This is a genomic window from Granulicatella sp. 20925_1_28 (assembly GCF_041433575.1).
In the GTDB taxonomy this organism is placed as follows: domain Bacteria; phylum Bacillota; class Bacilli; order Lactobacillales; family Aerococcaceae; genus Granulicatella.
The window spans coordinates 36,737-60,375 of sequence record NZ_JAPWBS010000007.1 but is presented as its reverse complement, the minus strand read 5'-3'; the positions used below and the strand labels follow the sequence as shown (position 1 = coordinate 60,375).

General features: G+C 41.2%; 25 protein-coding genes and 1 other annotated feature (1 of these 26 cut by a window edge). Of the genes, 9 read left to right on the top strand and 16 right to left on the bottom strand.

Annotated elements, in window-relative coordinates; all coding sequences use genetic code 11:
* Positions 1-67: a binding site (T-box leader), on the bottom strand; it reaches 146 nt to the left of the window's first position.
* 55 nt (positions 68-122) lie between these two features.
* On the bottom strand, positions 123-1,520 hold the full coding sequence (locus tag O3793_RS05120) for a serine hydrolase (protein ID WP_371446126.1): 1,398 nt from the start codon (positions 1,518-1,520) through the stop codon (positions 123-125).
* Between the two features lie 344 nt (positions 1,521-1,864).
* On the opposite strand from O3793_RS05120, the gene O3793_RS05115 reads away from it, so the two are divergent.
* Both O3793_RS05115 and O3793_RS05110 read left to right on the top strand, forming a co-directional pair.
* Positions 1,865-3,016: a glycerate kinase gene (locus O3793_RS05115; RefSeq protein WP_371446125.1), complete on the top strand. Its 1,152-nt coding sequence runs from the start codon at positions 1,865-1,867 to the stop codon at positions 3,014-3,016.
* Between the two features lie 12 nt (positions 3,017-3,028).
* Positions 3,029-4,294, top strand: coding sequence for a GntP family permease (locus O3793_RS05110; RefSeq protein WP_371446124.1), 1,266 nt, complete (start codon positions 3,029-3,031; stop codon positions 4,292-4,294).
* Positions 4,295-4,690: 396 nt separating this feature from the next.
* Here the strand turns inward: O3793_RS05110 and O3793_RS05105 are convergent, their stop codons facing one another.
* The 3 genes from O3793_RS05105 to O3793_RS05095 are packed head-to-tail and all read right to left on the bottom strand — an operon-like array spanning position 4,691 to position 6,786.
* Positions 4,691-5,227 (bottom strand): DUF924 family protein, encoded by a 537-nt coding sequence (locus tag O3793_RS05105; protein WP_371446123.1) that lies wholly within the window; start codon positions 5,225-5,227, stop codon positions 4,691-4,693.
* Complete coding sequence (gene larE / locus O3793_RS05100) at positions 5,227-6,051, bottom strand: ATP-dependent sacrificial sulfur transferase LarE (protein WP_285251604.1); 825 nt, start codon at positions 6,049-6,051, stop codon at positions 5,227-5,229. Before larE ends, O3793_RS05105 begins: the two co-directional genes overlap by 1 nt.
* 21 nt (positions 6,052-6,072) lie before the next feature.
* The gene (locus O3793_RS05095; protein WP_371446122.1) at positions 6,073-6,786 is read right to left on the bottom strand and encodes a Crp/Fnr family transcriptional regulator; all 714 of its coding nucleotides are present in this window, start codon (positions 6,784-6,786) and stop codon (positions 6,073-6,075) included.
* Between the two features lie 107 nt (positions 6,787-6,893).
* Between O3793_RS05095 and larA the strand changes: the two genes are divergently transcribed.
* Genes larA through larD form a run of 4 tightly spaced genes read left to right on the top strand, consistent with a single transcriptional unit; the run spans position 6,894 to position 10,980 of the window.
* On the top strand, positions 6,894-8,174 hold the full coding sequence (larA, locus tag O3793_RS05090; RefSeq protein ID WP_371446121.1) for a nickel-dependent lactate racemase: 1,281 nt from the start codon (positions 6,894-6,896) through the stop codon (positions 8,172-8,174).
* 1 nt (position 8,175) lies between these two features.
* The gene (gene larB, locus O3793_RS05085) at positions 8,176-8,919 is read left to right on the top strand and encodes a nickel pincer cofactor biosynthesis protein LarB (protein WP_371446120.1); all 744 of its coding nucleotides are present in this window, start codon (positions 8,176-8,178) and stop codon (positions 8,917-8,919) included.
* Positions 8,916-10,238: a nickel pincer cofactor biosynthesis protein LarC gene (gene larC, locus O3793_RS05080; protein ID WP_371446119.1), complete on the top strand. Its 1,323-nt coding sequence runs from the start codon at positions 8,916-8,918 to the stop codon at positions 10,236-10,238. Before larB ends, larC begins: the two co-directional genes overlap by 4 nt.
* 13 nt (positions 10,239-10,251) lie before the next feature.
* A complete protein-coding gene (larD, locus tag O3793_RS05075; protein ID WP_371446118.1) occupies positions 10,252-10,980 on the top strand; it encodes a D/L-lactic acid transporter LarD in 729 nt (242 codons plus the stop codon).
* A gap of 75 nt (positions 10,981-11,055) precedes the next feature.
* On the opposite strand, the gene O3793_RS05070 is transcribed toward larD, so the two are convergent.
* The 10 genes from O3793_RS05070 to cdaA all read right to left on the bottom strand — a co-directional run bounded on the left by O3793_RS05070 (position 11,056) and on the right by cdaA (position 21,320).
* On the bottom strand, positions 11,056-11,580 hold the full coding sequence (locus O3793_RS05070) for a hypothetical protein (protein ID WP_371446117.1): 525 nt from the start codon (positions 11,578-11,580) through the stop codon (positions 11,056-11,058).
* 114 nt (positions 11,581-11,694) lie between these two features.
* Entirely contained in the window at positions 11,695-11,979 is a 285-nt protein-coding gene (yidD, locus tag O3793_RS05065) for a membrane protein insertion efficiency factor YidD (RefSeq protein WP_371446116.1), read from the bottom strand.
* Between the two features lie 15 nt (positions 11,980-11,994).
* The gene (locus O3793_RS05060; RefSeq protein WP_371446115.1) at positions 11,995-12,603 is read right to left on the bottom strand and encodes a TVP38/TMEM64 family protein; all 609 of its coding nucleotides are present in this window, start codon (positions 12,601-12,603) and stop codon (positions 11,995-11,997) included.
* Positions 12,604-12,681: 78 nt separating this feature from the next.
* Positions 12,682-13,215, bottom strand: a complete 534-nt coding sequence (locus tag O3793_RS05055) for an acyl-CoA thioesterase (protein WP_371446114.1) — start codon at positions 13,213-13,215, stop codon at positions 12,682-12,684.
* A gap of 159 nt (positions 13,216-13,374) precedes the next feature.
* The gene (locus O3793_RS05050; RefSeq protein ID WP_168160678.1) at positions 13,375-13,485 is read right to left on the bottom strand and encodes a putative metal homeostasis protein; all 111 of its coding nucleotides are present in this window, start codon (positions 13,483-13,485) and stop codon (positions 13,375-13,377) included.
* 15 nt (positions 13,486-13,500) lie between these two features.
* A complete protein-coding gene (rpsN, locus tag O3793_RS05045) occupies positions 13,501-13,770 on the bottom strand; it encodes a 30S ribosomal protein S14 (protein WP_371446113.1) in 270 nt (89 codons plus the stop codon).
* A 138-nt stretch (positions 13,771-13,908) separates the two neighbouring features.
* Positions 13,909-17,874, bottom strand: a complete 3,966-nt coding sequence (locus O3793_RS05040; protein ID WP_371446112.1) for a Cna B-type domain-containing protein — start codon at positions 17,872-17,874, stop codon at positions 13,909-13,911.
* Between the two features lie 199 nt (positions 17,875-18,073).
* On the bottom strand, positions 18,074-19,426 hold the full coding sequence (gene glmM, locus O3793_RS05035) for a phosphoglucosamine mutase (protein WP_371446111.1): 1,353 nt from the start codon (positions 19,424-19,426) through the stop codon (positions 18,074-18,076).
* Between the two features lie 21 nt (positions 19,427-19,447).
* Entirely contained in the window at positions 19,448-20,482 is a 1,035-nt protein-coding gene (locus tag O3793_RS05030) for a YbbR-like domain-containing protein (protein WP_371446110.1), read from the bottom strand.
* Complete coding sequence (gene cdaA, locus O3793_RS05025) at positions 20,475-21,320, bottom strand: diadenylate cyclase CdaA (RefSeq protein WP_371446109.1); 846 nt, start codon at positions 21,318-21,320, stop codon at positions 20,475-20,477. Before cdaA ends, O3793_RS05030 begins: the two co-directional genes overlap by 8 nt.
* Positions 21,321-21,766: 446 nt before the next feature.
* Between cdaA and O3793_RS05020 the strand changes: the two genes are divergently transcribed.
* From O3793_RS05020 to O3793_RS05010, 3 genes are read left to right on the top strand one after another with little or no spacing between them, the layout of a single operon-like run.
* A complete protein-coding gene (locus tag O3793_RS05020) occupies positions 21,767-22,054 on the top strand; it encodes a hypothetical protein (RefSeq protein ID WP_371446108.1) in 288 nt (95 codons plus the stop codon).
* Entirely contained in the window at positions 22,051-22,335 is a 285-nt protein-coding gene (locus O3793_RS05015) for a hypothetical protein (protein ID WP_371446107.1), read from the top strand. The genes O3793_RS05020 and O3793_RS05015 overlap by 4 nt, the downstream gene beginning before the upstream one ends.
* Positions 22,336-22,337: 2 nt before the next feature.
* Positions 22,338-22,571, top strand: a complete 234-nt coding sequence (locus tag O3793_RS05010) for a hypothetical protein (protein WP_371446106.1) — start codon at positions 22,338-22,340, stop codon at positions 22,569-22,571.
* A 54-nt stretch (positions 22,572-22,625) separates the two neighbouring features.
* On the opposite strand, the gene O3793_RS05005 is transcribed toward O3793_RS05010, so the two are convergent.
* Together O3793_RS05005 and O3793_RS05000 are read right to left on the bottom strand one after the other, a co-directional pair.
* Positions 22,626-23,279: an SdpI family protein gene (locus O3793_RS05005; RefSeq protein WP_371446105.1), complete on the bottom strand. Its 654-nt coding sequence runs from the start codon at positions 23,277-23,279 to the stop codon at positions 22,626-22,628.
* Between the two features lies 1 nt (position 23,280).
* Positions 23,281-23,547 (bottom strand): metalloregulator ArsR/SmtB family transcription factor, encoded by a 267-nt coding sequence (locus tag O3793_RS05000; protein ID WP_048711185.1) that lies wholly within the window; start codon positions 23,545-23,547, stop codon positions 23,281-23,283.
* Positions 23,548-23,639: the final 92 nt, after the last annotated feature.

Here is a 23,639-nt window from a genome sequence, read left to right as displayed (position 1 = left end):
TTACTAGTTTTCACCAACCACTAGCTCTCTACAAAAGGATTGCAGTTACTATTCATACTGTATCATTTGTCTAAAATTGTACACGTCTCTAGTGAAAAGTGCAAGCCTTTTAGAAAAAATTCCTAGTTCGAAACTTCAGGTGAGAAGACACTTTGGATTTTATTCCAAATACCACAAAAGAAGTCTTGAACTTTTTGAACCATTTGGCCGATAAATCCTTTCGCTCCACGCATGCTTTCTGTCACGACGTTAGAATTTTCTACATCGAATGCGGCTAAGGCTTCCACCGTTCCGTGGTCTTTGCCATCAACATAGCCAAGGTTTTCACCTGGCATCTCAAAATTCAACGTCCCAACCGTTTGCCCTGCTGTCACAGGGGCTTTCACTTTGCCGTCTTCCGTCTTCACATCGTCAGAAGGAGTAAATGAAATCTTGATTTGGCTCAGCGCTGTTCCTTTTGGCACGGCTGCAATAAAGGTTTTTCCGTAATCCACACCAAGCGTTTCTTCCGTTCCACCTTCTAATTGGATAGGTGCCAAGTTTTGAACCGATTTTCCAGGCGCGCCGACAAGCAAGCCTTCATATTTCTTGAACACTTCATCTAATAGATGTCTTGTTACTTTGAAACGATTAAGCGGTTCTTTAGATCCCATAGATACGACAATCACCGAGAAGCCATTACGTGTGGCAGTCGTTGTAATCGACGCACCGCTGGCATCACTCGTTCCTGTCTTCAACCCTGTTACCCCTTCGTATTCGAAGAGTAGCCCTGGAAGAAGGTAGTTAAAGTTATCCATCTTCGTTGTTCCTGAACTATTTGGTCGGAATGTTTGTGTTGGAATCGATGATACTTTTAAAATCTCAGGGAAATCATTCACCAAGTTCTTCGCGATAATCGCCACCGAACGAGCCGACATGCTATTTTCGTCTTCATCACCATAAGACGGATTTTTATCAGCGCCACCATATTTATTCGGTAGACCTGTTACGTTAATGATCGTTGCGTCTTTAATGCCCCACTCATCGAGTTTGGCTTTCATCCGTTCAATCCAGTTAGCTTCAGAACCTCCGATATATTCGGCCACCGCTAATGTTGCGGCGTTGGCGGAATAGATGGAAATCGCGTCGAATAATTCTTTAATCGTGTATTTTTCACTTGGTAAAAGCGGTACGTTGGATAAGCTATAGTTCGCACTCAATTGGTGAACGCGGTCGCTTACTGGGATTTGTGTTTCCCAAGTCACTTCTCCATTTTTAATCGCTTCTAAAATTAAATATTGTGAAATCATTTTACTCATGGAAGCAATCCCGCGAACTTCATCTTGATTGTTTTGCATCAAAATTTTTCCGCTCGTTTGCTCGATTGCGATGTAGCTTTGTACATCTTGAATCGCAGCTGCTTCCTCTTTTGCTTTTGCGTCATCTTGCGCATAAATTGCTGGTGTCACCGTCGTTGCTCCTACAGCGAAAATGCTGAGTGCACAGACGATTTTCTTCACCCATGTACGAGGACTTTTCATTATGTATATCTCCTAATTTCTCTCAAATCTGCTTATTAATGTTACCGAAAATCGAGAAGAAAAACAATGGTAAACTGATTAATCTTTTATTACAAAATAGGAAGGATTTTTTAATCTCATATTCGGTTTTTGTTCGAGCAATTTTCCATATTCCCACCCCTATGCGCTTCGTCATTTTTTGATGTATTACAGCGTTGTAATATTCGAAAAAATCACCCTGATAGAATGAAACAAACACCCTTCGTTTTTTATTATTTCAAATTCATAAAAATTCCCATCTTTCGCAACAAATTTAATTGTAAGCGCTTGATATAATGATTTTACAACAATAAGGAGGGATGAAAATGAAAGTAGTCGTTGCGATCGATTCACTAAAAGGAAGCTTGTCTTCACTGGAAGCGGGTCAGGCCATCAAAGAAGGTGTTCAGGTCGTATACCCTGAAGCCGATGTGGTTGTTCGCCCACTCGCAGATGGTGGTGAAGGAACGGTCGAAGCATTAGCCATCGGAATGGGAGGTGAACTCGTTCATGTGAGCGTCACTGGGCCGCTTGAAGATGCGGTAACTGCCGAATACGGAATCTTAAAAGCGGACGAAACGCGTCCAAAAACAGCAATTATCGAAATGTCTGCAGCCGCTGGAATTACGCTAGTTCCCGATGAAAAACGCAATCCAATGCATACTACAACATACGGTGTCGGCGAACTAATTAAAGATGCCATCGATAATGGTTGTCGTCATTTTATTGTCGGTATCGGAGGTAGTGCCACAAACGATGGTGGTATCGGGATGTTACAAGCACTTGGATATGATTTTCTAGATAAAGACGGTGCTCCTGTCGGATATGGAGGCGCGGGCCTTCAATCAATTGCGAGTATCCAGGCTGAAAATGTCTTACCAGAATTAAAAGAGTGTACCTTCCGCGTGGCGTGTGACGTAACGAATCCGCTCTGTGGTCCAATGGGTTCCAGTGCCATTTACGGTCCGCAAAAAGGAGCCACTCCGGAAATGGTGAAAGAACTCGACGAGGCGCTTCTCCACTATGCAGAACTATCGAAAGAAACCTTTGACCATGCCGACCGCCTCTACCCTGGTACGGGTGCAGCCGGAGGAATGGGATTTGCGTTTCTCACTTATACAAATGCGGTCCTAGAGAGCGGCATTAAGATTGTCCTTGAAGAAACCGGACTCGAAGACGAAATGAAGGATGCCGACTTTGTCATCACTGGCGAAGGTCGCCTAGATAGTCAAACAGCCCTTGGAAAAGCTCCAATCGGCGTGGCTCATCTTGCGAAAAAACACGGCAAGAAAGTACTCGCCTTTGCAGGATGCCTCACACCCGACGCAGGGGTATGTAACGAGAACGGAATCGATGCCTTCTTCCCAATTTTGCGAAGAGTCATCACCGTTCAAGAAGCAATGGAAAAAGAAAATGCGCGCGAAAATATGATTCGTAGCGTGGAACAAGTATTTCGTTTAATTCAATCAATTCAATAGGAGGAAACCAAAATGACAGCACCAACCTTTTCAACATTAGGAGCCTTAATCGGGCTCGTACTTGCCATTATTTTGATTGTTAAGAAAGTTCATCCGGCCTACAGTTTAATCTTCGGCGCTCTTATCGGAGGATTAATTGGTGGTGGCGGACTTGCGGATACGGTAAAAGCCATGGTTACTGGCGCACAAAGCATGATGTCTCCAGTCCTTCGTATCATGACGAGTGGGATTTTAGCTGGGGCGTTAATTAAAACTGGTTCGGCTGAAACGATTGCCGATACGATTGTGAAGAAACTCGGTCAAAAACGTGCGATTGCAGCGATTGCGATTGCCACAATGATTATTTGTGCCGTTGGGGTCTTCATCGATATTGCCGTTATCACGGTAGCTCCAATTGCCATCGCCATCGCGAAAAAAGCAAATCTTTCTAAAGCAGGGATTTTATTAGCAATGATTGGTGGCGGTAAAGCCGGTAACATAATTTCACCAAACCCTAATACGATTGCCGCATCCGAAGCGTTCGGAATCGACCTTACAGCGTTGATGGTGAAAAACTTAATTCCTGCCTTTGTCGCATTATTCGTTGCGATTATCCTTTCTGGATTACTTGCTAAAAAAGGCGGCGCACATGAATTTGACGGTATTGACGAATCTGGAACAAGCGGTTCATCCCTCTCCTTCTTGAAAGCCATGCTTGGACCAATTGTTGTAATCGCCCTTCTTGCACTTCGCTCAATTGCTGGAATCAGCGTGGACCCATTAATCGCACTTCCTCTTGGTGGTTTAGTGACGATTCTTGTAACAGGTCATGCGAAAAACACGGTTGAATTCACTGAATTCGGTCTTAGCAAAGTGATCGGTGTATCGATTCTTTTAATCGGTACTGGTACCATCGCTGGAATTATCAAAGCTTCCGCATTGCAAGTCGATATGATTGCTCTTCTTGAAGCGATGAACATGCCAGCCTTCGTCTTAGCTCCTCTTTCTGGTATTTTAATGGGGGCTGCGACAGCTTCAACGACTGCCGGTTCAACGATTGCGTCTCAAACCTTCTCTGGTCCATTAACAGCAGCAGGTGTTCCAGCCGTTTCTGCAGCAGCGATGATTCACGCAGGGGCAACAGTGCTCGACTCACTTCCACACGGTTCATTCTTCCATGCGACAGGCGGTTCTGTCTTCATGGCGATTGAAGATCGTATGAAATTAATTCCTTATGAAGCCATCGTTGGTTTATCCAGCACGATTGTCGCAACCATCCTTTACTTAATCGGCTTCTAAAAAGAGAGTAGACTCAGTTTAAATGATTTCGGAGAATTCACGGATTCTATAGTAGCAGTAACGTGAATACGTATTAAAACGAGGGAGAAAGACAGAAATGCCATAGATACATTTGTATCTATGGCATTTCGTTTTCTTTCCCCCACAAAGTTGAATAGGAATGAGATAGCTGTTTACAGCGAAACTCATTCCATTCAACCACTGTGCTAAGAGGGCGTAGGATTTGTAATCCGTACGCCCTCTTTGAGGCTTTAGAGGTGAGAGACTTTGGCTCGAACCGGTACAACGTTACAGTTACTATGAAGTAATCCGTGAGGATTCGTAGAAATCATTTATACCGTCTACTCTTCTTTTTTTGATTCGTGCAATAAAAAAAGAGCCCTAAGACTCTTTTTGTTAAAATCCTGGATGTTCTTTGAGGAATGTTTCTTCTTCAGGAGTGGAAGTTCTTCCAAGTACACGATTCCTGTGCGGATAGCGTCCGAATCGTTCAATGATTTCACGGTGCATGAGTTCATACTTCTTACGACGCTCCAGCCCTGGTTCGTCAAACCATTTTGCCGCCCAATCATGCACGGCTAATGACTCCGAATGCATGAACGGCATCACGACAAAGCTACGTTCTTGAACAGAAAACTCATCCCAATCAGACAATGCCTCTTTGGCCAGTTCGACTGCGAATGCATCCGAAGCAAACGCCTTTGCATCATCCCTGAACATATTTCTAGAAAATTGGTCTAGCACGATAATTTCTGCTAGGCGGCCTTTTGCACTACGACGCCACTCGGCAGTTTCCCCTGCAACAATCGCTTCGTAAGTTTCTAGAAAACGCGAGCGAATTTCGTTATCGAATTCCTCTGATTTCTTAAACCAATCGGCAGTCTCACATTCCACAAACCAGAAATCGAGAACCTCTTGAGGAGTTACTATCATTATTCTACCGCTGCTTTCTTTGTCTTTTCGTCGAGTTGGTCATTCATACGGCCGTATTTATACCCTTGAAGATCCACTGTTACAAATAAGAATCCCAAGTCTTGCATCATCGCGTTAATTTCTTCATGATTTTTCACGAGCTTTTCAATTTGGTCTGCGCCGACTTCGATACGCGCCAAGTCTTGATGCACGCGTACACGTACTGGTTCGAAACCACGCTTCGTAAAGTATTCTTCTGCCTTGAAGACTGCTTCTACTTTTTCAGGAGTGATGCGTGTTCCGTATGGGAAACGAGACGCTAAGCTGCATGAAGGAGTTTTATTCCAATTGGTAACACCTGCGCGTTTGGCTAATTCACGAATTTCTGATTTATATAATCCCGCTTCTTGTAAGAGACTACGCACACCTTCTTCATTACGCGCCTTCACACCTGGGCGATAATCATTGATGTCGTCCATAATCAATCCGTCTGAAAGCACGGTAAATCCTTCGCCTTCGACATTCTTTTTAATCGTTTGGTAGAGCATTTTCTTACTATAGTACCAGCTGTTTGGTGTATTTGAGGCGATATGTGGATCAGAGAGTTCTTCCATTTCAAGCCCTAGCACACGCGCGCCCATTTCCGTTCCAAGGTCAATCGCTTCACTAAATTCACGGTCTGAGAACAACTCAGAGTTCACTACTGCTGCGATGACATTGTCACGGCCAAGTGTATCCACGGCGATTTTTAATAGGTAGCTACTATCAATCCCGCCAGAATATGGGACAACGATTTTCCCAACTTCCTTCAGCAATTCGCGTAATCGTGCTTCTTTTTCATCCATTCTCGATTCCTTCTTTCTTTATTAAAAGCTTTCGCGTCCTGTAAATTCTTCTAAATAAGCTTTGTCTAATACCACTAGTTTTTGGTTGTGGATTTTAACCACGCCTTCTTCTTTAAGATCATGAATAATGCGGTTCACGCTATTACGAGTAGAGATTCCACAAAATCCTGCGATATCCTCATTCGTAACGTTGAAATCAATCAAGATGCCGCCTTCTGCTTCTACCCCAAATTGATTGACTAATTTATATAGGAAAGAACATACTGCTCCTTTTTTCCCGTTCATTGTCATATATTGCAACGACTCGATGGTTTCAGATAATTTATTACGGTAATATTCACGCACGTAATCTTGCAACTTTTGGTCGTTTTTCACGTATTCCCAAAACTTAATACGAGGGATACGGTAGAACGTTGCTTCATCGCTTTCGATACGGACGTTAAACGGTGCAGATGTGTAGTTGGACACTTCATCACGTACCAATGAAACAATATCAACGGGAGTCACATAATCTAAATTAAACTCACGGCCATCATTCATAATGATACTTGTCTTTACAACTCCATCGATTAACACATACGTATATGCTTGTTCCAAACCACGGTAAGCCAAGTACATATGTTTTTTCTTCTTTATAATAGGGGTATTTTCTTTTTCTAAAAAATTGATTAAATATTCTTCGCTGTTCAAATTGAACACTCCTCTAACGCAAATTCCTATACACACTATTATCATCTTATCACAGAAAATGACGTTAACAAATGTTACTAACGTTTGAGACTTCCGAGTGCACTTTTTTATGTATACTTATAATCGTATTAAAATTTTAAGGAGATGTTATCATGGTTGAAATCAAACTACCTTATGACAAAAAATCTATTACTGCTGTAATTCCTGACAAAAACTTTGCTGGATTACTTGAATCAAAAGCTGAAAACTATCACAACCCACTTTCTGAACAAGAAACAGTGGAAAAATCAATGGATAACCCAATTGGTAGCCAAACTTTAGAAGAATTAGCAAAAGGTAAAAAAGATATCGTGTTAATCAGTTCTGACCATACACGTCCAGTTCCTTCACATATCATCACACCAATCATTTTACGTCGTATCCGTAGCGTAAACCCAGACGCTCGTATTCGTATTTTAGTTGCGACTGGTTTCCACCGTCCTTCAACTCGCGAAGAGTTAATTAACAAATACGGTCAAGAAATCGTGGACAACGAAGAAATCGTAATGCACATTTCTACAAACGACGAAGACATGGTTAAAATCGGTCAATTACCTTCAGGTGGTGACTGCATCATCAACCGTATCGCTGCTGAAGCAGACTTATTAATCGCTGAAGGATTTATCGAAAGCCACTTCTTCGCTGGATTCTCTGGTGGACGTAAATCAGTTCTTCCTGGGGTTGCTTCATATAAAACAATTATGGCAAACCACAGTGGTGACTTTATCGATTCAGAAAAATCACGTACTGGTAACTTAGACCACAACCCAATCCACGAAGATATGTTATACGCAGCACGTACTGCAAACTTAGCATTCATCGTAAACGTAGTATTAGATGGTGAAAAACATATCATCGGTTCATTTGCCGGAGACATGGTTGAAGCCCATAAAGTAGGTTGCGAATTCGTTCGTGAATTAGCTCATGTTACTAAAATCCCTTGCGACATCGCCGTTTCAACAAATGGTGGTTTCCCATTAGACCAAAACATCTACCAAGCCGTGAAAGGGATGACTGCTGCTGAAGCAACAAACAAAGAAGGCGGCGTAATCATCATGGTTGCTGGATGTCAAGATGGTCACGGTGGTGAAGGTTTCTACCGTAACTTAGCAGACGTTAAAGACCCTAAAGATTTCTTAGACCAAGCCATTAACACTCCAAGACTTGAAACAGTTCCGGACCAATGGACTTCACAAATCTTAGCACGTATCCTAGTACACCACCATGTAATCTTTGTATCTGACTTAGTTGAACCAAGTCTTATCACAAACATGCATATGGAATTAGCGAAAACATTTGACGAAGCTCTTGCACGTGCCTTCGAACTTCAAGGAGCAGACGCAAAAGTAACAGTTATCCGCGATGGATTATCTGTTATCGTTGAAGATAAATAATATGAAACAAGAAGAAATCCTACAACAAGTTAAAGATGGACGCCTCTCAATCGAAGAAGCGTCCACCCTTCTGAAAGGGATTGAAGACATTGGTTACGCGGCCATTGATCTTTCTCGCCAAAAGCGCAATGGATTTCCAGAAATCATCTATGGTGAAGGAAAAAACATTGAGCAATTAATTGGCATCATCACGGCAATGAATGAGCATAAAACAGCTATTCTTGCAACACGTGTCAACGCTGAAAAAGGTGAAGCTCTCTCCCTTGCTTTCCCTGAAGGGGTCTACGAACCGCTCGGACGTACCTTCGTCTTGAACCCGATTGCCCCAAAACATGAACACTACATCGCAGTCGTTACAGCTGGCACAAGCGACATTCCTGTTGCCGAAGAAGCGGCTGTCACTGCTGAAACATTCGGAAATCACGTCAAACGTATTTACGACGTTGGAGTTGCGGGAATTCACCGCCTTTTCAATCGCCTCGAAGACATCCAAGGCGCTAGCGTCGTGATTGTCATCGCCGGTATGGAAGGTGCTCTTGTCAGTGTCGTTGGCGGTTTAGTAGACGTTCCTGTGATTGCCGTTCCAACCAGCATCGGATATGGAACGAATCTTCAAGGCGTGACCACTCTTCTTAGCATGCTGACTTCTTGCGCAAGCGGTGTTACTGTCGTCAATATCGACAACGGCTTTGGCGCAGCGTATTCAGCAAGCATGATTAACAACATTCGAGGAGGACTCGCATGAGCACATTATATTTAGAACCATTTTCTGGGCTGAGCGGTGATATGCTAAATGCTCTTCTACTCGATTTAGGAGCCGACCGCAAACATCTTGAAGAAGCCCTTAAGACCATTTCCCTCGACGGTTATCATCTTCATGTAGACCGTATCGCGAAAAGCAGTATTTGGGGAACAGACTTCGATGTGCATATGGAACACGGCGAAAAAGACCATGGCATCGCTGGTGACTTTGATCATCACCATCATGAACATGACCACCACGAGCACGAACATCATCATCATGAACATGCTCACTCACACGATCATCATCATGAGCATACACATAGTCATCACCACCATCACGGAGAAGTTCGTGGGTTGAAAGAAATTGAAACGATTATTCTTTCAAGTGGCACAAGTGACTTTGTAAAAGAAAAAAGTTTGGAAGTATTCCGTGACATCGCACAAGCGGAAGCGAACGTACACCAAATGCCAGTGGAGGAAATTCACTTCCACGAGGTCGGCGCAACAGACTCTATCATCGACATCATGAGCTTCTTCATTTTGTGGGAAACACTCGACATCGATGCGGTATACAGCACTGCTGTCACTGAAGGTAGCGGTACGATTACCGTTGCACATGGAGTTATGCCTGTACCGGTTCCTGCCGTAATGCAATTAAGACTCGGAACAAGCATTCCAATCTTACAAGACTTTGACATTCATACAGAGCTTGTGACACCAACCGGTCTTGCTCTCTTTAAGGCCATTCACCCAGTATTTGCACAACCTTCAAACCTAACCGCTACTAAAGTGGGTTACGGTTTTGGAAAACGTGACACTGGTAAATTCAATGCGTTACGCGGAACACTCTTAGAGAAAACAACTCATTCTCATCAAGTCGTGACTTCCAATAACGATGAAATCATTCAAATCGATACAACCATCGATGATCAAAGTGGTGAAGAGCTTGGATACATCATGAGCCTTTTATTAGAAGAAGGCGCGCTTGATGTGCACTACACTTCCGTTTACACAAAGAAAAACCGTCCAGCAACCCATCTCACACTTCTCATTCAAGAAGGAGACCTCGAACGGTTTACAGCCATTTTATTCGAACAAACGTCAACCATTGGCTTTCGTTATCAAAACGTCCAACGTAAAGTCATGACTCGCACTTTCGAGACGAAACAAACGAGCCTTGGAACCGTAAAAGTAAAGAAAAACCAATATGGAACTGTTACAAAATCAACATTAGAATATGAAGACTGCGCCAGAATTGCCAAGGAAATAGGATTATCGATTCAAGCCGTCTATCAACAATTAACAAAAGAATTACATTAAGGAGAATCAACCAATGGATCAAACATCTATGCATTTATTATTGTCAGAATTTATGGGAACAGCCCTCATGATTATCTTCGGGGTCGGCGTACACTGTGATGACGTCTTGAAGAAAACAAAATACGCTGGAACAGGTCACTTATTCGCCATCACAACATGGGCATTCGGTATCACTGTTACTTTATTCATCTTCGGTGGTGTAAGTATCAACCCTGCTATGGCACTTGCTAAAGTAGTTTTAGGAGTACTTCCTGCAGAACAATTCATCCCTATTGCTATCGCTGAATTCTTAGGAGCATTCGCTGGTGCGGTGATCGTATGGTTCATGTACGCAGACCACTTCACAGCTTCTGAAGGTCAAGTAGACGGAATCGCAATCCGTAACATCTTCTCAACAAACCCTAACTTACGTAACTTACCACGTAACTACTTCGTCGAAGCATTCGCAACTTTCATTTTCTTAACAGCTATCTTAGCTACTGAAAATGTAAACAAAGAATTATTACCAATCGTGGTTGGTTTAATCGTATGGGCTGTCGGTATGGGTCTTGGAGGTACAACTGGATTCGCAATGAACCAAGCTCGTGACTTAGGACCTCGTCTTGCTTACCAATTATTACCAATCAAAAACAAAGTGAATAACGACTGGCAATATGGATTATTAGTACCTGGTACTGCTCCATTCATCGGCGCTGTATGTGCTGCATTCTTCGTTCGTTACTACTTAGGTTACTTTATTTAATATTTCAAAAAGAACTATTAAACCCGTGTGGATGTCTTCTACGTCATCCACACGGGTTTTTAATTGTCATCAATACTATTCTGTTTTTTCCTTCTCATACGCTTTTTGCGACGTTGGTTCTATTTTAAATTCTGAGAACACAAATGTATTAGTTTCCACTTTACCAGTGTAATAGCCTTCAGAGTCAATCTTATCAATTGTAATCTTAATATGAAGACCTTTCTTTCCAATATCATACGCTAATGTTGGTGCTAAAAATACTCTTTTCCCATCTTTTTTCATCTGAATATAGAAATTCCCAATCTTATCTGTATCCTTAGAAATCGTAACGGCCCCCTTCGTACGTGACTGTCCTCCAATTAATGTGATAGAAACGCGATCCGTTGCTCCAGTACTATCAGAATCTCGAAATTCACCAATAATAATTTCCTCAATTTCCTTATCCGTGTTATTAATAATCTCATAGCTAAATTCCGCATTGGCATTCTCATTCGTGAAAAAGACACGAACAGCTAGCCATGAACAGACTGCCATTAGCAGAATGATAGCTGCGCTTGTCGCTAATTTCCCTACGGACCATTGTTTTAGATTGTATGCCATCTTTTTTCTCTCCCTTCCAAACTAACTGCTTTCAATTCGAATTATACCTCTCCTTTTTTTAAATACAATCCTCTTTTATTAATATTTTACAAATACAAAAACAGCCGACTATTTCTAGTCAGCTGTGTCTTGTTTGCTTGCATCTATAATTTTCTTGCGGTAATCCTTGTTCCGTCTCAATGTGAAATAGTCTGGAACGGGATCTTGGCCACCTCTTATAAATGGATGGCATCTGCAAATGCGTCCGCATCCCATCAACATGCCTTTTAGCGCGCCATGCTTTTCAACTGCCTGAATCATATAGCTCGAGCAGGTTGGCCTGTAGATACATGAAGGCGGGAATAATGGAGAAATCCACTTTTGATATCCTCGCACGAGTGCAATCATGATTTTTTTCATCTCTATACTGCTTTCTTAATTAAATAATCTGAAGAAGGCTTGTACTCCTTCTGCTGCAATCAGTGTATAAACGTATAATGTGACTGGTTTTGCGATTAAACAAATGGTCACGAATTTCTTAAAGGTCATATGACTAAGTCCTGCGACCATACATAGGAAATCGTCTGGGAATCCAGGAAGAACCAGCGCCCAAAAGAAAATGCGCTCGAAGTGTTTTCCTTTGTCCAAATAACCGATGTATTTATTGTACGTATCATCATCTACGAACGCCTTCGCCAACGTCTCACCGTAGCGACGAGCTAACCAGAAGTTGATACAAGAACCAATCATGATTCCCACAAAATTATAAATCCAGCCGTAAAGAGGCCCGAATACGATATGCCCGATGACACAGGTTAAGCCTCCCGGAATAATCGGGTAGACTACTTGCGTAATTTGAATCAAGATAAAAATCAAAATCCCTACCCAACCAGAGTGGGCGATGCTTTCACGGAACGGTCCGTCTATAGCGAAATAATCATTCTTGGCCACGAGCCATCCTAAAATAATCGTTAAAATAATCCCGATAATCGTTACGATACGAATGATTTTACGATTGAGTTCTATTGCTTTTTGAGTGTCCACGATGTACTCCTTTTTTGTTGTTACATGCATTATAACAGAGATTGCTAAAAGTTCCTTAGCAACTTTCTTAGATTTTGTTTAAGATTCATTCTCTTCCAAATTCCAAGGCTTCACAACCGTGATATGTTCCATCAATGCTTCTTGTCGTCCAAGTTGCTCCAAGCGGGCCTTACGACGTTCTTCGTAGCCACTGCAGATGAATTTCTCTTCGTCGGTTTCTGGAACGATGGCATCCACTGTAAAATCACCTTCGCCTTCGCGAGGAAGTGCCACAAATGTCCAAAAGCTTGTCGCCGCTAAATAGCGTTCCCCGTTCAAGACATCTTCTCCGACCACTTTACAGAAGACTTCCACACTCTTCTTCCCTGTCCCTGAGATATACGTCTCCACGCAGACAGAATGTCCTAATGGAAGTGGTTTTAAATAGTTCATCGCGTCCACCGATGCCGTTACCGCAAGACGACGGCAATGGCGGGATACGGTAATCGACGCACAGTCATCAATAATTCGTGTTAAATTCCCTCCGAATAAGGTGTTATGCATATTCACATCGAATGGGAAAATTCTACGCGCTTGAATCGCACGTGTTTGACTACATGTTTTTGTACTCATTTGATTAGCTCCTTGGATAGTTTACTGTTTCATTCTAACACGAATCTAAAATGCGTTCAAAGACACCTAACTAGTTCTGATTTCCACGAATCTTTTAATAGCTGTAACGTTAGCCTCAAGTAGAAAAAAAGACCCACAATGTGAGTCCGGTTACCCCTGTTATTTTTTCTTTGCGCGTTTGGCTTCGTGGATTAGCTTTAACGCTCTCTTTCTTGTTTTGATATTTGGGCTCTTCATTTGACGATAAGCCGTTGCTAAATCTTGTTTCATTGACCTTACCTCCTTTTACCAGCTTGCTTTTTGAACGCCTGGAATCAATCCTTGATGCGCTAATTCTCTAAACTTAATACGAGACATTCCAAATTTACGCATCACTCCTCTTGGACGACCATCGATTTCATCTCTACGGTTGAGGCGGTTCGGATTGGAATCTTTAGGGAGTTTTCTTAGCCCTTCAATGTCTCCAGCTTGCTTTAATACATAGCGTTTTTCAGCGTAACGTTCGATGAGCGCTTGCTGTTTTTGATACTTTGCAATTTTAGATTTCTTTGCCATTTTCTTCTCTTCTTTCTAAATCGAAATAATTACGTTTTACATTGTATCAATTGTTCCTTTTAAAATCAAGTGGTTTAAACTCTCTTTTTTGACAAAAGAAAAAGCCTAGGCCAAACACCTAGACTTTTCTTCATTGCATTAAGCATTCATTTCTTTTTTCTTTGTCAAAACGATGAGCCCTGCAACTGTACTCATGACCGCTACGACGAGTGCTACAACTCCACTTTCTGTACCTGTATTTGGTAACTCCGGCTGTTTTGGTGTTGGAGGTACCTCTGTTGTGACAGGCGGTTCTTCAGTTGTTGTGACAGGCGGTTCTTCAGTTGTTGTGACAGGCGGTTCTTCAGTTGTTGTAACAGGTGGTTCTTCAGTTGTTGTCGTTGGCGGTGTATACGTATTTTGGAAGGCTTTCTCTTCTGGATACGCTACAGAGGCAACATAAGCATTTCCGTCTTGAGTGACTGTAATCGTCACTTCTTTTTGGGTTGAATCGTATTGAATCGTTTCATCGGTTCCTGCGACTTCCACGACTTTATACTTGTACGTTCCAGCTTTTTCAAATGTTACATCTTTAAATGTAATCGTTCCATTTGCTTGTGCTGTTGTTGTCGCTAGAACTTCTCCATCTCCATTCAACAAGTTGAAAGTGAATTCTCCATCGACGATTGAACGTCCTTCTAATTTCTTCGTGAAAATAAGGTCTACTTTCACTGGATCCACTAGATGGTTCGTAATTGTCGTTTTACCATCTTCCGTCTTCACTTCATTGTAATATCCAGCAGGCACTGAAATTTCATCCACTGTATATTCATACGCTTTACCATTAAGTGATTTTGGTAGTCCTGTAAAGGTATATTTCCAACCATTGGCTGCATTCAATGTCACTGGAGTACCGTAAGCCACTCCATTTTGTTTCAATTGAACCGTAATTGGAGCACGAAGACCTAATTTATCTTCGTTATCATTCCACGTTTTTTCTACAGTATGCTGCGTTTCCGCACGTTTATTCAAGACATAGAATCCTTGAGTCGATTTTTCTTGAGAGCCTTCGTAGTCATCACCGTAGTTTTCTGGTAATTTCTCACGAACTTTCCAATCCTTAATATTTGGATCGATGATGGTATCTTTGCTCGTCTTCTTCAACGTACCTTTCCAGCCGTTTTCTTCGTTTAACTCGATAGTGGCAACGACTTTATCTGGTTCAGACTCACGATACAATTCCATCGTAATACTTGTGACTTCTGAACTGCGATTTTTCCAGTCTTTTTTAACAAGGAAGTACTGAGGTAATTGGTTTTGAACCGTATTCGATACCCCAAAGTTTGTTAAATCTGCCGCGTCACGGTTGACGTAATACGTGTTAGAAGAAATCTTTCCGTTCAACTCTCCACTCTCTTCATAAGCTGGCGATTTCATCGGAACATCGAAGTTGATATCTTCTCCTGGTTCGATAACTTCTGGATTAACCATCACGATTTTCAGCGCGGTTACTTTGCTATAGTCGTCCACGTTTTCTACCCAGCCGTCTGCATTCACACCTTCTGCTGGATTGTCTGGTAAATCGGAACCAGTATTGTAATAGACTTTAAATCCGCTTGGTGCAACGACCGGTCCAGTCACAATATTGGCAAATCCATGAACATCGCCCTTCACTGGCAATTTGTCATAAAGCACAAAGTGACGGAAGGTCTCGTTCGTGTTATTCACCGTACGGAGACGGTACTTGAAGTTTTCTTCATAGTCCATCAATTGAAGCGTCTTGTTCCAAACCGTATCTGTATCTTTTTTGATTAATTTTTCAGAACGAATTTGAGTTGGTACTGTCACAATGGTGTTGGAACGAGCTCCTACAAGACGTTCTGTCTTATCTCCGTTGCCATTGACATCGTACTCATCCACTTCGCCCTTGCTATTTAACTGAATAAAGGTTTTATCATCAATACTTTCCTTATCGGTTACAAAGTAGACGCGGTTTTCATTTTTCTTGAATGTATCTACTGACGAAGGAGTTGCTTCTGCTGTGATACGCGCCTTGAACGTAATTTTTGGATAAGCGAGTTTTGTTGGCTCCACTTTTTCTTTCAATTTGAAAATAACAGCCTGACGATTCGAGTCATTATAGTTGTCAATCACTTCAACGTCTACTGGAATATTTGAGTTTTTCAACTCTTCAAACTTAATTCCTTCTGGTAATAAGTCGATAAAACGAGGATTCTCAAACTCAACAACTGAAGGAAGTGAGAAGAAGTCCGCTGAAATATTGTATTCAACCACTTCATCAACCGCTCCTGTATCGTTGCTTGTTGTTGTTTTTGCTAGTCCAATCTTGATCGCAAGTTCTTCTGCTTGAATCTTCCCGATATGTTCTGAATTAAATGGAATTTCTTTACCTTCTGTCGTCAGAAGCTTTCCTGTAAACTTCGCTGTATTTGGGAAGTCTTTATTTAATAAAGAAGCATTGTCATAAAGGACTCCTGTAGAAACATGCATACGGAAAGTAAAGCCTTCGTTTGGATCAATTTGTTTCCCATCTTTTAGACGGATGATAATTTTCTTAATCGTTTGTTGTGTTTGTGGGGCTTGTTCTTTCGTGATTTCTCCAGATTGTACTTTGGCTGCCGTATCTTTATTTTGTTGAACAGCTGCCTTATCCACCACTTCTTCAGGTGCAATTTCTGTTTCGTTACCATCTTTATCCACTGCAAAGAATTGCACTTTTTCAGCTGGGCCATATAACGCCTTAATGCTGTAGAAGAACAATTGTGGATCAAGATCTTTATCTTCAATCGTTAATTCCGTAATTGGGTATGGTGTTTGGTTGTTCATTTCAATCAAATACGTACCCATACTATTTTTCGTCATGTCGTGGTTTGAACCTTCGCGAATCTTCAACTTGTTCTCTCCACGTTTCACCGTGAAATTCCCTGGAAAAAGATTTGGACGTAGGCGAATCGTTACATCATCTTCTGCTGATTTTTGGTCCGCTGGCGTTTCATTAAATGGATGCCAATCTACTTTCACATGATTCAAGTAGTAGTCCTTATCACCTGTTTTAGCTCCTGGGAATTTTAAATACAATTCTAGTTTTGCTAATTGATTCAGCGCATTGGCTTCTTGCATATTGTCTGCTGTGATGGTATACGAAACCGTACCATCCCCATTATCCGTCCACCCTGGATTTTTAGATGCATCAAATTGTGCCGTTCTCGTATTTCCTTGTTCATCCGTATAGGTTGGAAGTGTATCCGTCACGACAATCTTTTCCATGAGTCGGTTTCTTTGATGCCAAGTTCCTTCATGGTTAAAGTCTGCACGGAATTTGAAAAGAACATATTCCGGATTATCGATATGGCCATTTGCATTCGATGTTCCGCCGTATTGTCTAGTGCCATCATAGGAATAGTAATCATTTCCTGGAAGCTTCAACACGTTCATATCCAATGTTTTCACACGGAAAGTTGCGTCTCCTGTTGCTTCTTTGATCACTGTACCGTCTTGATCTTTCCACGACACATTCGCACTGACTTCATATCCTTTAGGAGTCAATCCTTTTTTGAAGTTCATTGTATAAGAGAACGTTACAGAAGTAGTTGAATCGAGCTCTTTCAAATGCACACGAGCAATTCTGTCATTTCCTTCTGTTAAATATTCGACATCTTTAATAAAGCTAGCATTCCCAACTTTAAAAGTATCGATATATTTCCCTTCATAACGAATATCAATGTATGAATCTGTCAGAGTTCCTGTTAACCCTTGCGCGTCTAATGCAACTTCTCCCACACGCATCGATAGTGGCCAGTCTTCTGCTCCCGTTGAAGTGGAGATTTTAACGGAGTTTTTTCCTACTGCTGAAGTGTCCCGTTTGCCACGGACACGAGCGACTTCTGTTGTATTCGCCGTACCTTCTGGCGCTACCGTCGTTTCAGATACCTGTTCTGTTGATTGCGACGTTTCAGTAGTAGCTTCCGTACTTGCAGTTGTTGTCTCTTGAGAGGTAGTCGATTCTAACTGTTCTACCGCGACTACACTTGCCGGTAGAGCACTTGCAAGGAATAAGTTCATTAACATCACTAAATGAACAATTCTTGTATATGTTTTTTTCATAGTTTTCTCCTTTAAATTTCGCATTTTAACTCGATTCTATTATAACAATAAAGTTAACATTTGTTAATTTATTTTAAGAATTCTTGTATCCACAAGGTTTGAAGCGACACATCTCATTTTCCCCAATTTCGTTTTCAATCTCCAACAACAAAAAAGAGAGCTTTTTCAAAGCTCTCTTTCCTTATCGTTTATTCTAAAATTAGTCAATTCCAACTTCTTTGCGAACAACATCCGCGATACGTGTTACGTAATCGTGAACCAGTTCATCTGTTGGCGCTTCAACCATGACACGAACAAGCGGCTCTGTACCACTTGGACGTACAAGAACGCGGCCGTTTCCTGCCATCTCTGCTTCTACAGCATCGATGACTTCTTTAATCGCTGGAACTTCCATCACACCGTTTTTATCGCTCACACGGATGTTCACTAATTCTTGTGGGTATGTTGGCACTTCACTTGCTAATTCGCTTAATGATTTACCAGTTTGTTTCATTACATTCATTAATTGAATTCCTGAAAGTAAGCCGTCCCCTGTTGTGTTCAAATCAAGGATAACGATATGTCCTGATTGTTCTCCACCGAAGTTGTAGTTGTTTTTACGCATTTCTTCAACAACATAACGGTCACCTACAGCTGTTTGAAGGGCAACCATGCCTTCAGCTTCTACCGCTTTATGGAATCCTAAGTTACTCATCACCGTTGATACGATTGTATCTTTGCTGAGCGTTCCTTGGTTCTTGAAGTGTTTACCAAGGATGAACATGATTTTATCGCCATCAACGATTTCGCCATTTTCATCCACTGCGATACAGCGGTCGCCGTCTCCATCGAAGCTTAATCCAAGGTCTGCGCCTGTTTCTTTCACGAATGCCACTAACGCTTCTGGATGTGTTGATCCAACGCCATCGTTAATGTTCACGCCGTTTGGTTTGTCACCCATTGTGTGGAATTCTGTGTCTAAATCAGCGAATAGACGCGTTAACATTGAAGCCGTTGCTCCATTCGCTCCGTCTAGTGCTACTTTAATTCCAGATAATGAATCCACTGTATTTTGTAGGAATTGGCTGTATTTCAATGTTCCTTCTAAATACTCATCCACTGTTCCTAATGCATCTGTGGAAGGGCGTGGTAATGTATCTTCTTTAGCATCTAATAATGCTTCGATTTGTGCTTCCGTTTCATCCGTTAATTTGAACCCGTCTGAACCGAAGAATTTAATTCCGTTATCTTGTGCTGGGTTGTGTGACGCTGAAATCATAACCCCAGCTACAGCCCCTTGCATACGTGTTAAGTACGCAACACCTGGAGTTGGAATGACTCCAAGTTGCATTACTTCAATCCCTACAGAAAGTAATCCTGCGATTAAAGCATGCTCTAATAATTGGCCTGAAATACGAGTGTCACGCCCCACTAATACGCGTGGATGTGCGTTTCCTTCCGCTTGTTGCAATAAAACGTAACCGCCGTAACGACCTAGTTTAAATGCTAATTCAGGTGTTAATTCTGCATTCGCTACTCCGCGAACGCCATCTGTTCCAAAATATTTCCCCATAGTGTTGTTCTCCTTCACCCGTTATTGGGCTTGTGTTGTTTGTTCTTTTGTGGTTTCTGTCGGTTCTTCTGTTGTCACAGTTTGTGTGGTCGACGCCTCTGTCGCCGTTAGACTGTTCCTTGTCACCGTAATTGTAACCTCGATGGTTTCAGGTGAAATGCTATGCACCCCTGAAGGCAGCGTCAACGTAATTGTTTTAGTTGTCGACTGCGTAATATTGCTCACGTCCACCAATACAGGTATTGCCTTGATTTGGTCTAAGCTCGACTGAGCTCCTAAAATTGTAACTTGCTTAGTAGTAGAATTCAATAAATATGAATAGTTCGATGAAGATCCTGTTGTCGTTAAGACTAATGGAACGGTCTTTTGACTCGATGAAATTGACACGCGAACTTGTACGCGTTCTGGATCAATTTTCACCGCTACCGGTTTTCCTGTTGCATCTAATGCTTGTAATTGAGCCGTAGTCGTATAGTCTGTTTTTGTTCCTTCAGGAATCGCAACATTTGCGACTACTTTATCGACTTGGTTCACGATAGATGTTGCTGCTTTCACCGTTACAGTTGCTGGTGAAGCGACTCCTTCGCCGACTTGATAACCATTTCCAATACTTGAAGCATCAGCCTTCACGACAACTGGAACTTCCTTCGTCGTAATCTTTTCGATGTTAATTTCTACTGTTTCTGGAGACACGATTCCATGAACTCCTGTCGGTAATCCTGTCACTTCCAACGTAATCGTATGTTTTCCTTCTCCTAATTCTGTTAAGTTAGGAGTTTTCACACGATAAGTTCCATTTCCTGTTGTGCTTAAAATTAAGCTATTTGGGCCTTCCAGACGTAGCGCAACAGAATCCGGTAATCCTGTTACGGCATATTCATCACTATTGATATCCACATAGATGGGTACATTCGTAATCGTATTTGAACTTGATTGTGGATTTAATGATGATGAACGCAAGCCTCCATTCGCGTCGGTTGCTAACGCGAATAGGAAGATGGTTAAAATAAACGACATCACTAGTAAGAATGATTTACGATTCATCCATTCAGCCATTTGAACGACCTCCTTTGAAGAAGTCACGTACCCAACGAACAATCGTTGGCTCTGCATCTCCTTGGTCTTCAACCACTAGTTGTTCAGATAGAACCGCTACTAATTCGCTTGAACTTAACTCACGGTGTAATTTCTCACGAATCGCAACGCTGACTTTCCCTGTTTCTTCAGAAATGATAATTGTAATCGCATCGCTCACTTCACTCAGTCCGATAGCGGCACGGTGACGCGTTCCTAATTCTTTCGGAATCATCTTATTCTCAGAGAGTGGCAAGTAGCACGCTGCTGCGGCAATCTTGTAGTCACGAATAATTACTGCCCCATCGTGAAGCGGTGTGTTTGGAATGAAAATATTCGTGATTAACTGATTTGAGATATCTGAATGAATCGGAATCCCTGTATTGATAAACTCTTCCAAGGAGTTCCCTTGTTCAATCGAAATCAACGCCCCGATACGACGTTTCGCCATATATTGAATCGCTGTATTCAATTCGGAAATCATGACTTCTGCTTCGTTCGCACTTTCGTATTTACGAGAGAAGAAGTTTGAACGACCGATGTGCTCTAACCCACGACGAATTTCTGGTTGGAAAACGATTAGCGCCGCTACAACTCCCCATTGAATCACGAAGTTCATAATCCAGTCCAAGGTGTTTAAGCCAAGGAAGAAACTGATAAACTTAATCGCTGCGATTACCGCAATTCCCTTCATTAGGTTAATCGCACGAGTTCCTTTAATAATGACTAAAATATTATAGAGTATATACCACACAATCAGAATATCAATCAGATTGCGAAAACTCCCCCATGAAAATAAACTGTCCCAATTTATTTGCATAAAGTTAACCTCTCTTCCACCAATATGTACCTTTCTATTATAGCACAGATAGCCCCTAAACTAAAAAGTGCACGATTATTAATATAACAATAAAAATCAAGTGAGTTAAAACGAAAATGTTCTTACAGAATTCGGAAAATAATCATTTACAAAAACGCTTACATATGTTAGTCTAAGCTTGAAATAGCACTACAAAATAACATCCATTCAAAAGGAGGAACTATCATGAAAGACGATCGTAAGGGATATTTTATTGCTGGAGTTTTAGGTTTACTCACTTATTTTGTAGGAAGCACCATTTACTATTTATTAACTCATTAATAATTTTGTACAACAGATATTTACAACAAGCGCGAGGTTCTAGAAACTTTTTAACCGAAATGGAACTAGCATTGGTCCCTATGATATGTATGGAAATTACCTAAGACCGTAACAGGAGGTCAACTATGTCAGTTTTTACTCTAGGAAATTATACAGTGCATCTAGGCACAGATTTACTTGGGTTTCAGTTACCTGAAGGGTTAAAGATTTTATCTTCTCGCACTCTTCAAACTTACTTATTTATCCTATATAACTCTGACACAGACAGCTGTGATATTATCAATGGTGGTAACTCATCTTACATGATTCAACACCATCAAATTTTCGTCGAAATAGCGTTCCCTGATGAATTTCAATACATCCTTCACCCTGATTTTGAAGGACACAGTCATCATTTAGGGGGGATAGAATGACATTCCAAAATTTTTTCATTGGAGATTATACAGTTCAAATTCCGCTTTCTTTTGAAGTGATTCATCAAGAAAACGAAGAGCTAATAGTATTAACTCCACCTACTTATCACAGCACTGCACGTATATATATCTGCCCAGAAACTAAACAATTACACTTCACGAATCTCGGGTTGATGAAAGTAAGAATTGCGGAAGAAAACATTCAAATAATTCCGTTAAAAAAAGAAGATTATTCTTTTCTGAATCTGAATCGTGATTCTATTGATTTAATGGAGGAGTAAAAATGGAGACAATAAAATTAGGAACTTATTCTATTCATATCTCACCTAACATCGACACAGTAATGGATATCAGTAATAAAAAATTATTGCTTTGTCATAAGAGTGCGTTAAATACGATTGGATTGCTCACTTATAATGAGCAAACTGACACTATAAAATTTAACTGTCGATGGGCTATCGACTTTGAAATGCATGAAAAAGACATTACAGTCGTGCTGCCAGAAGGACTAGACTAAAATAAAATAAAAAAACAAGCTTTCATCTTTTTTAAAATGAAAGCTTATTTTCTTTTATGCTGCTTCAACATTTGCAATGTAGTAAGAATAACCACCCGTCACTGCGATTAAAATAATCATAATCATCGTTGCGACAAGAATGGCAACATTATTTCCCATGAAGATTCCTGTAAGCATCATGAGGACACCTGCCACTACAGAGGCAATTCCGAAGAATCGTTGTGTTTTACGGAAGGCTGCGTCATTGTTTTTAAGCCATGAAGCACGGAATCCGAAGTGTTTTGAATTCTCTTTGATTTTTGGCGCTAGATTTCCGATAAGGATAAAGAATACCCCTAGAATAAATGTGAGGAAGCGGCTCATTTGCGCACCTGCTGTCATTCCACCTAGGTATAACCAGAATTGGAAGTAAGCAATGACGTTCAATAACAATAAGAGAATCCAGCTAATTGAACGAGCCGTTCTTACATTGCCCCCTGTTAGTTTTGGAGATGAGCTTGCAACACGAATCGCAAACCCAAGAATCGCTACAAGAATTGGGAAGAGAAAGATTGAGAATCTACTTGCCGTTGCCGTCACATTTCCCGCCAAGTCCATGCGCGATACGATGGTTTCTGGTAAGAACCATACCACAAAGAGTGATACAACGAGTGGTGCAAACATCAATGCGAGATAGGCATATTTTTTAAATTGTTTTACTTGTTCCATGTTATTTTCCCCCAATAATTTGATTGATCCATACAATGGCTTCATCCAGTACGGTCAAATTCAATTCATAATAAATAAAGTTTTTATAGCGTGTTTCATAGATTAAATCAGCGTTTTTTAGCTTTCTAAGGTGATAGGATAAGGCTTGCGGCGTCATCCCAATCATCGTGGCAAGGTCACCGGTGTTGGTCTTCCCTTTTCGCAGGATTTCCAAAATCTGGCGACGCGTCTCATCAGAAAGAGCGGCCATTACTTCGTTCACTGCCATGATCTCATCTTCTTTCTATTTAAATTTATCTTTAATTAGAGTATACTCCTGCGATTCGTAAAAAGCAATAGTTATTTAAAAATATTTTTTAA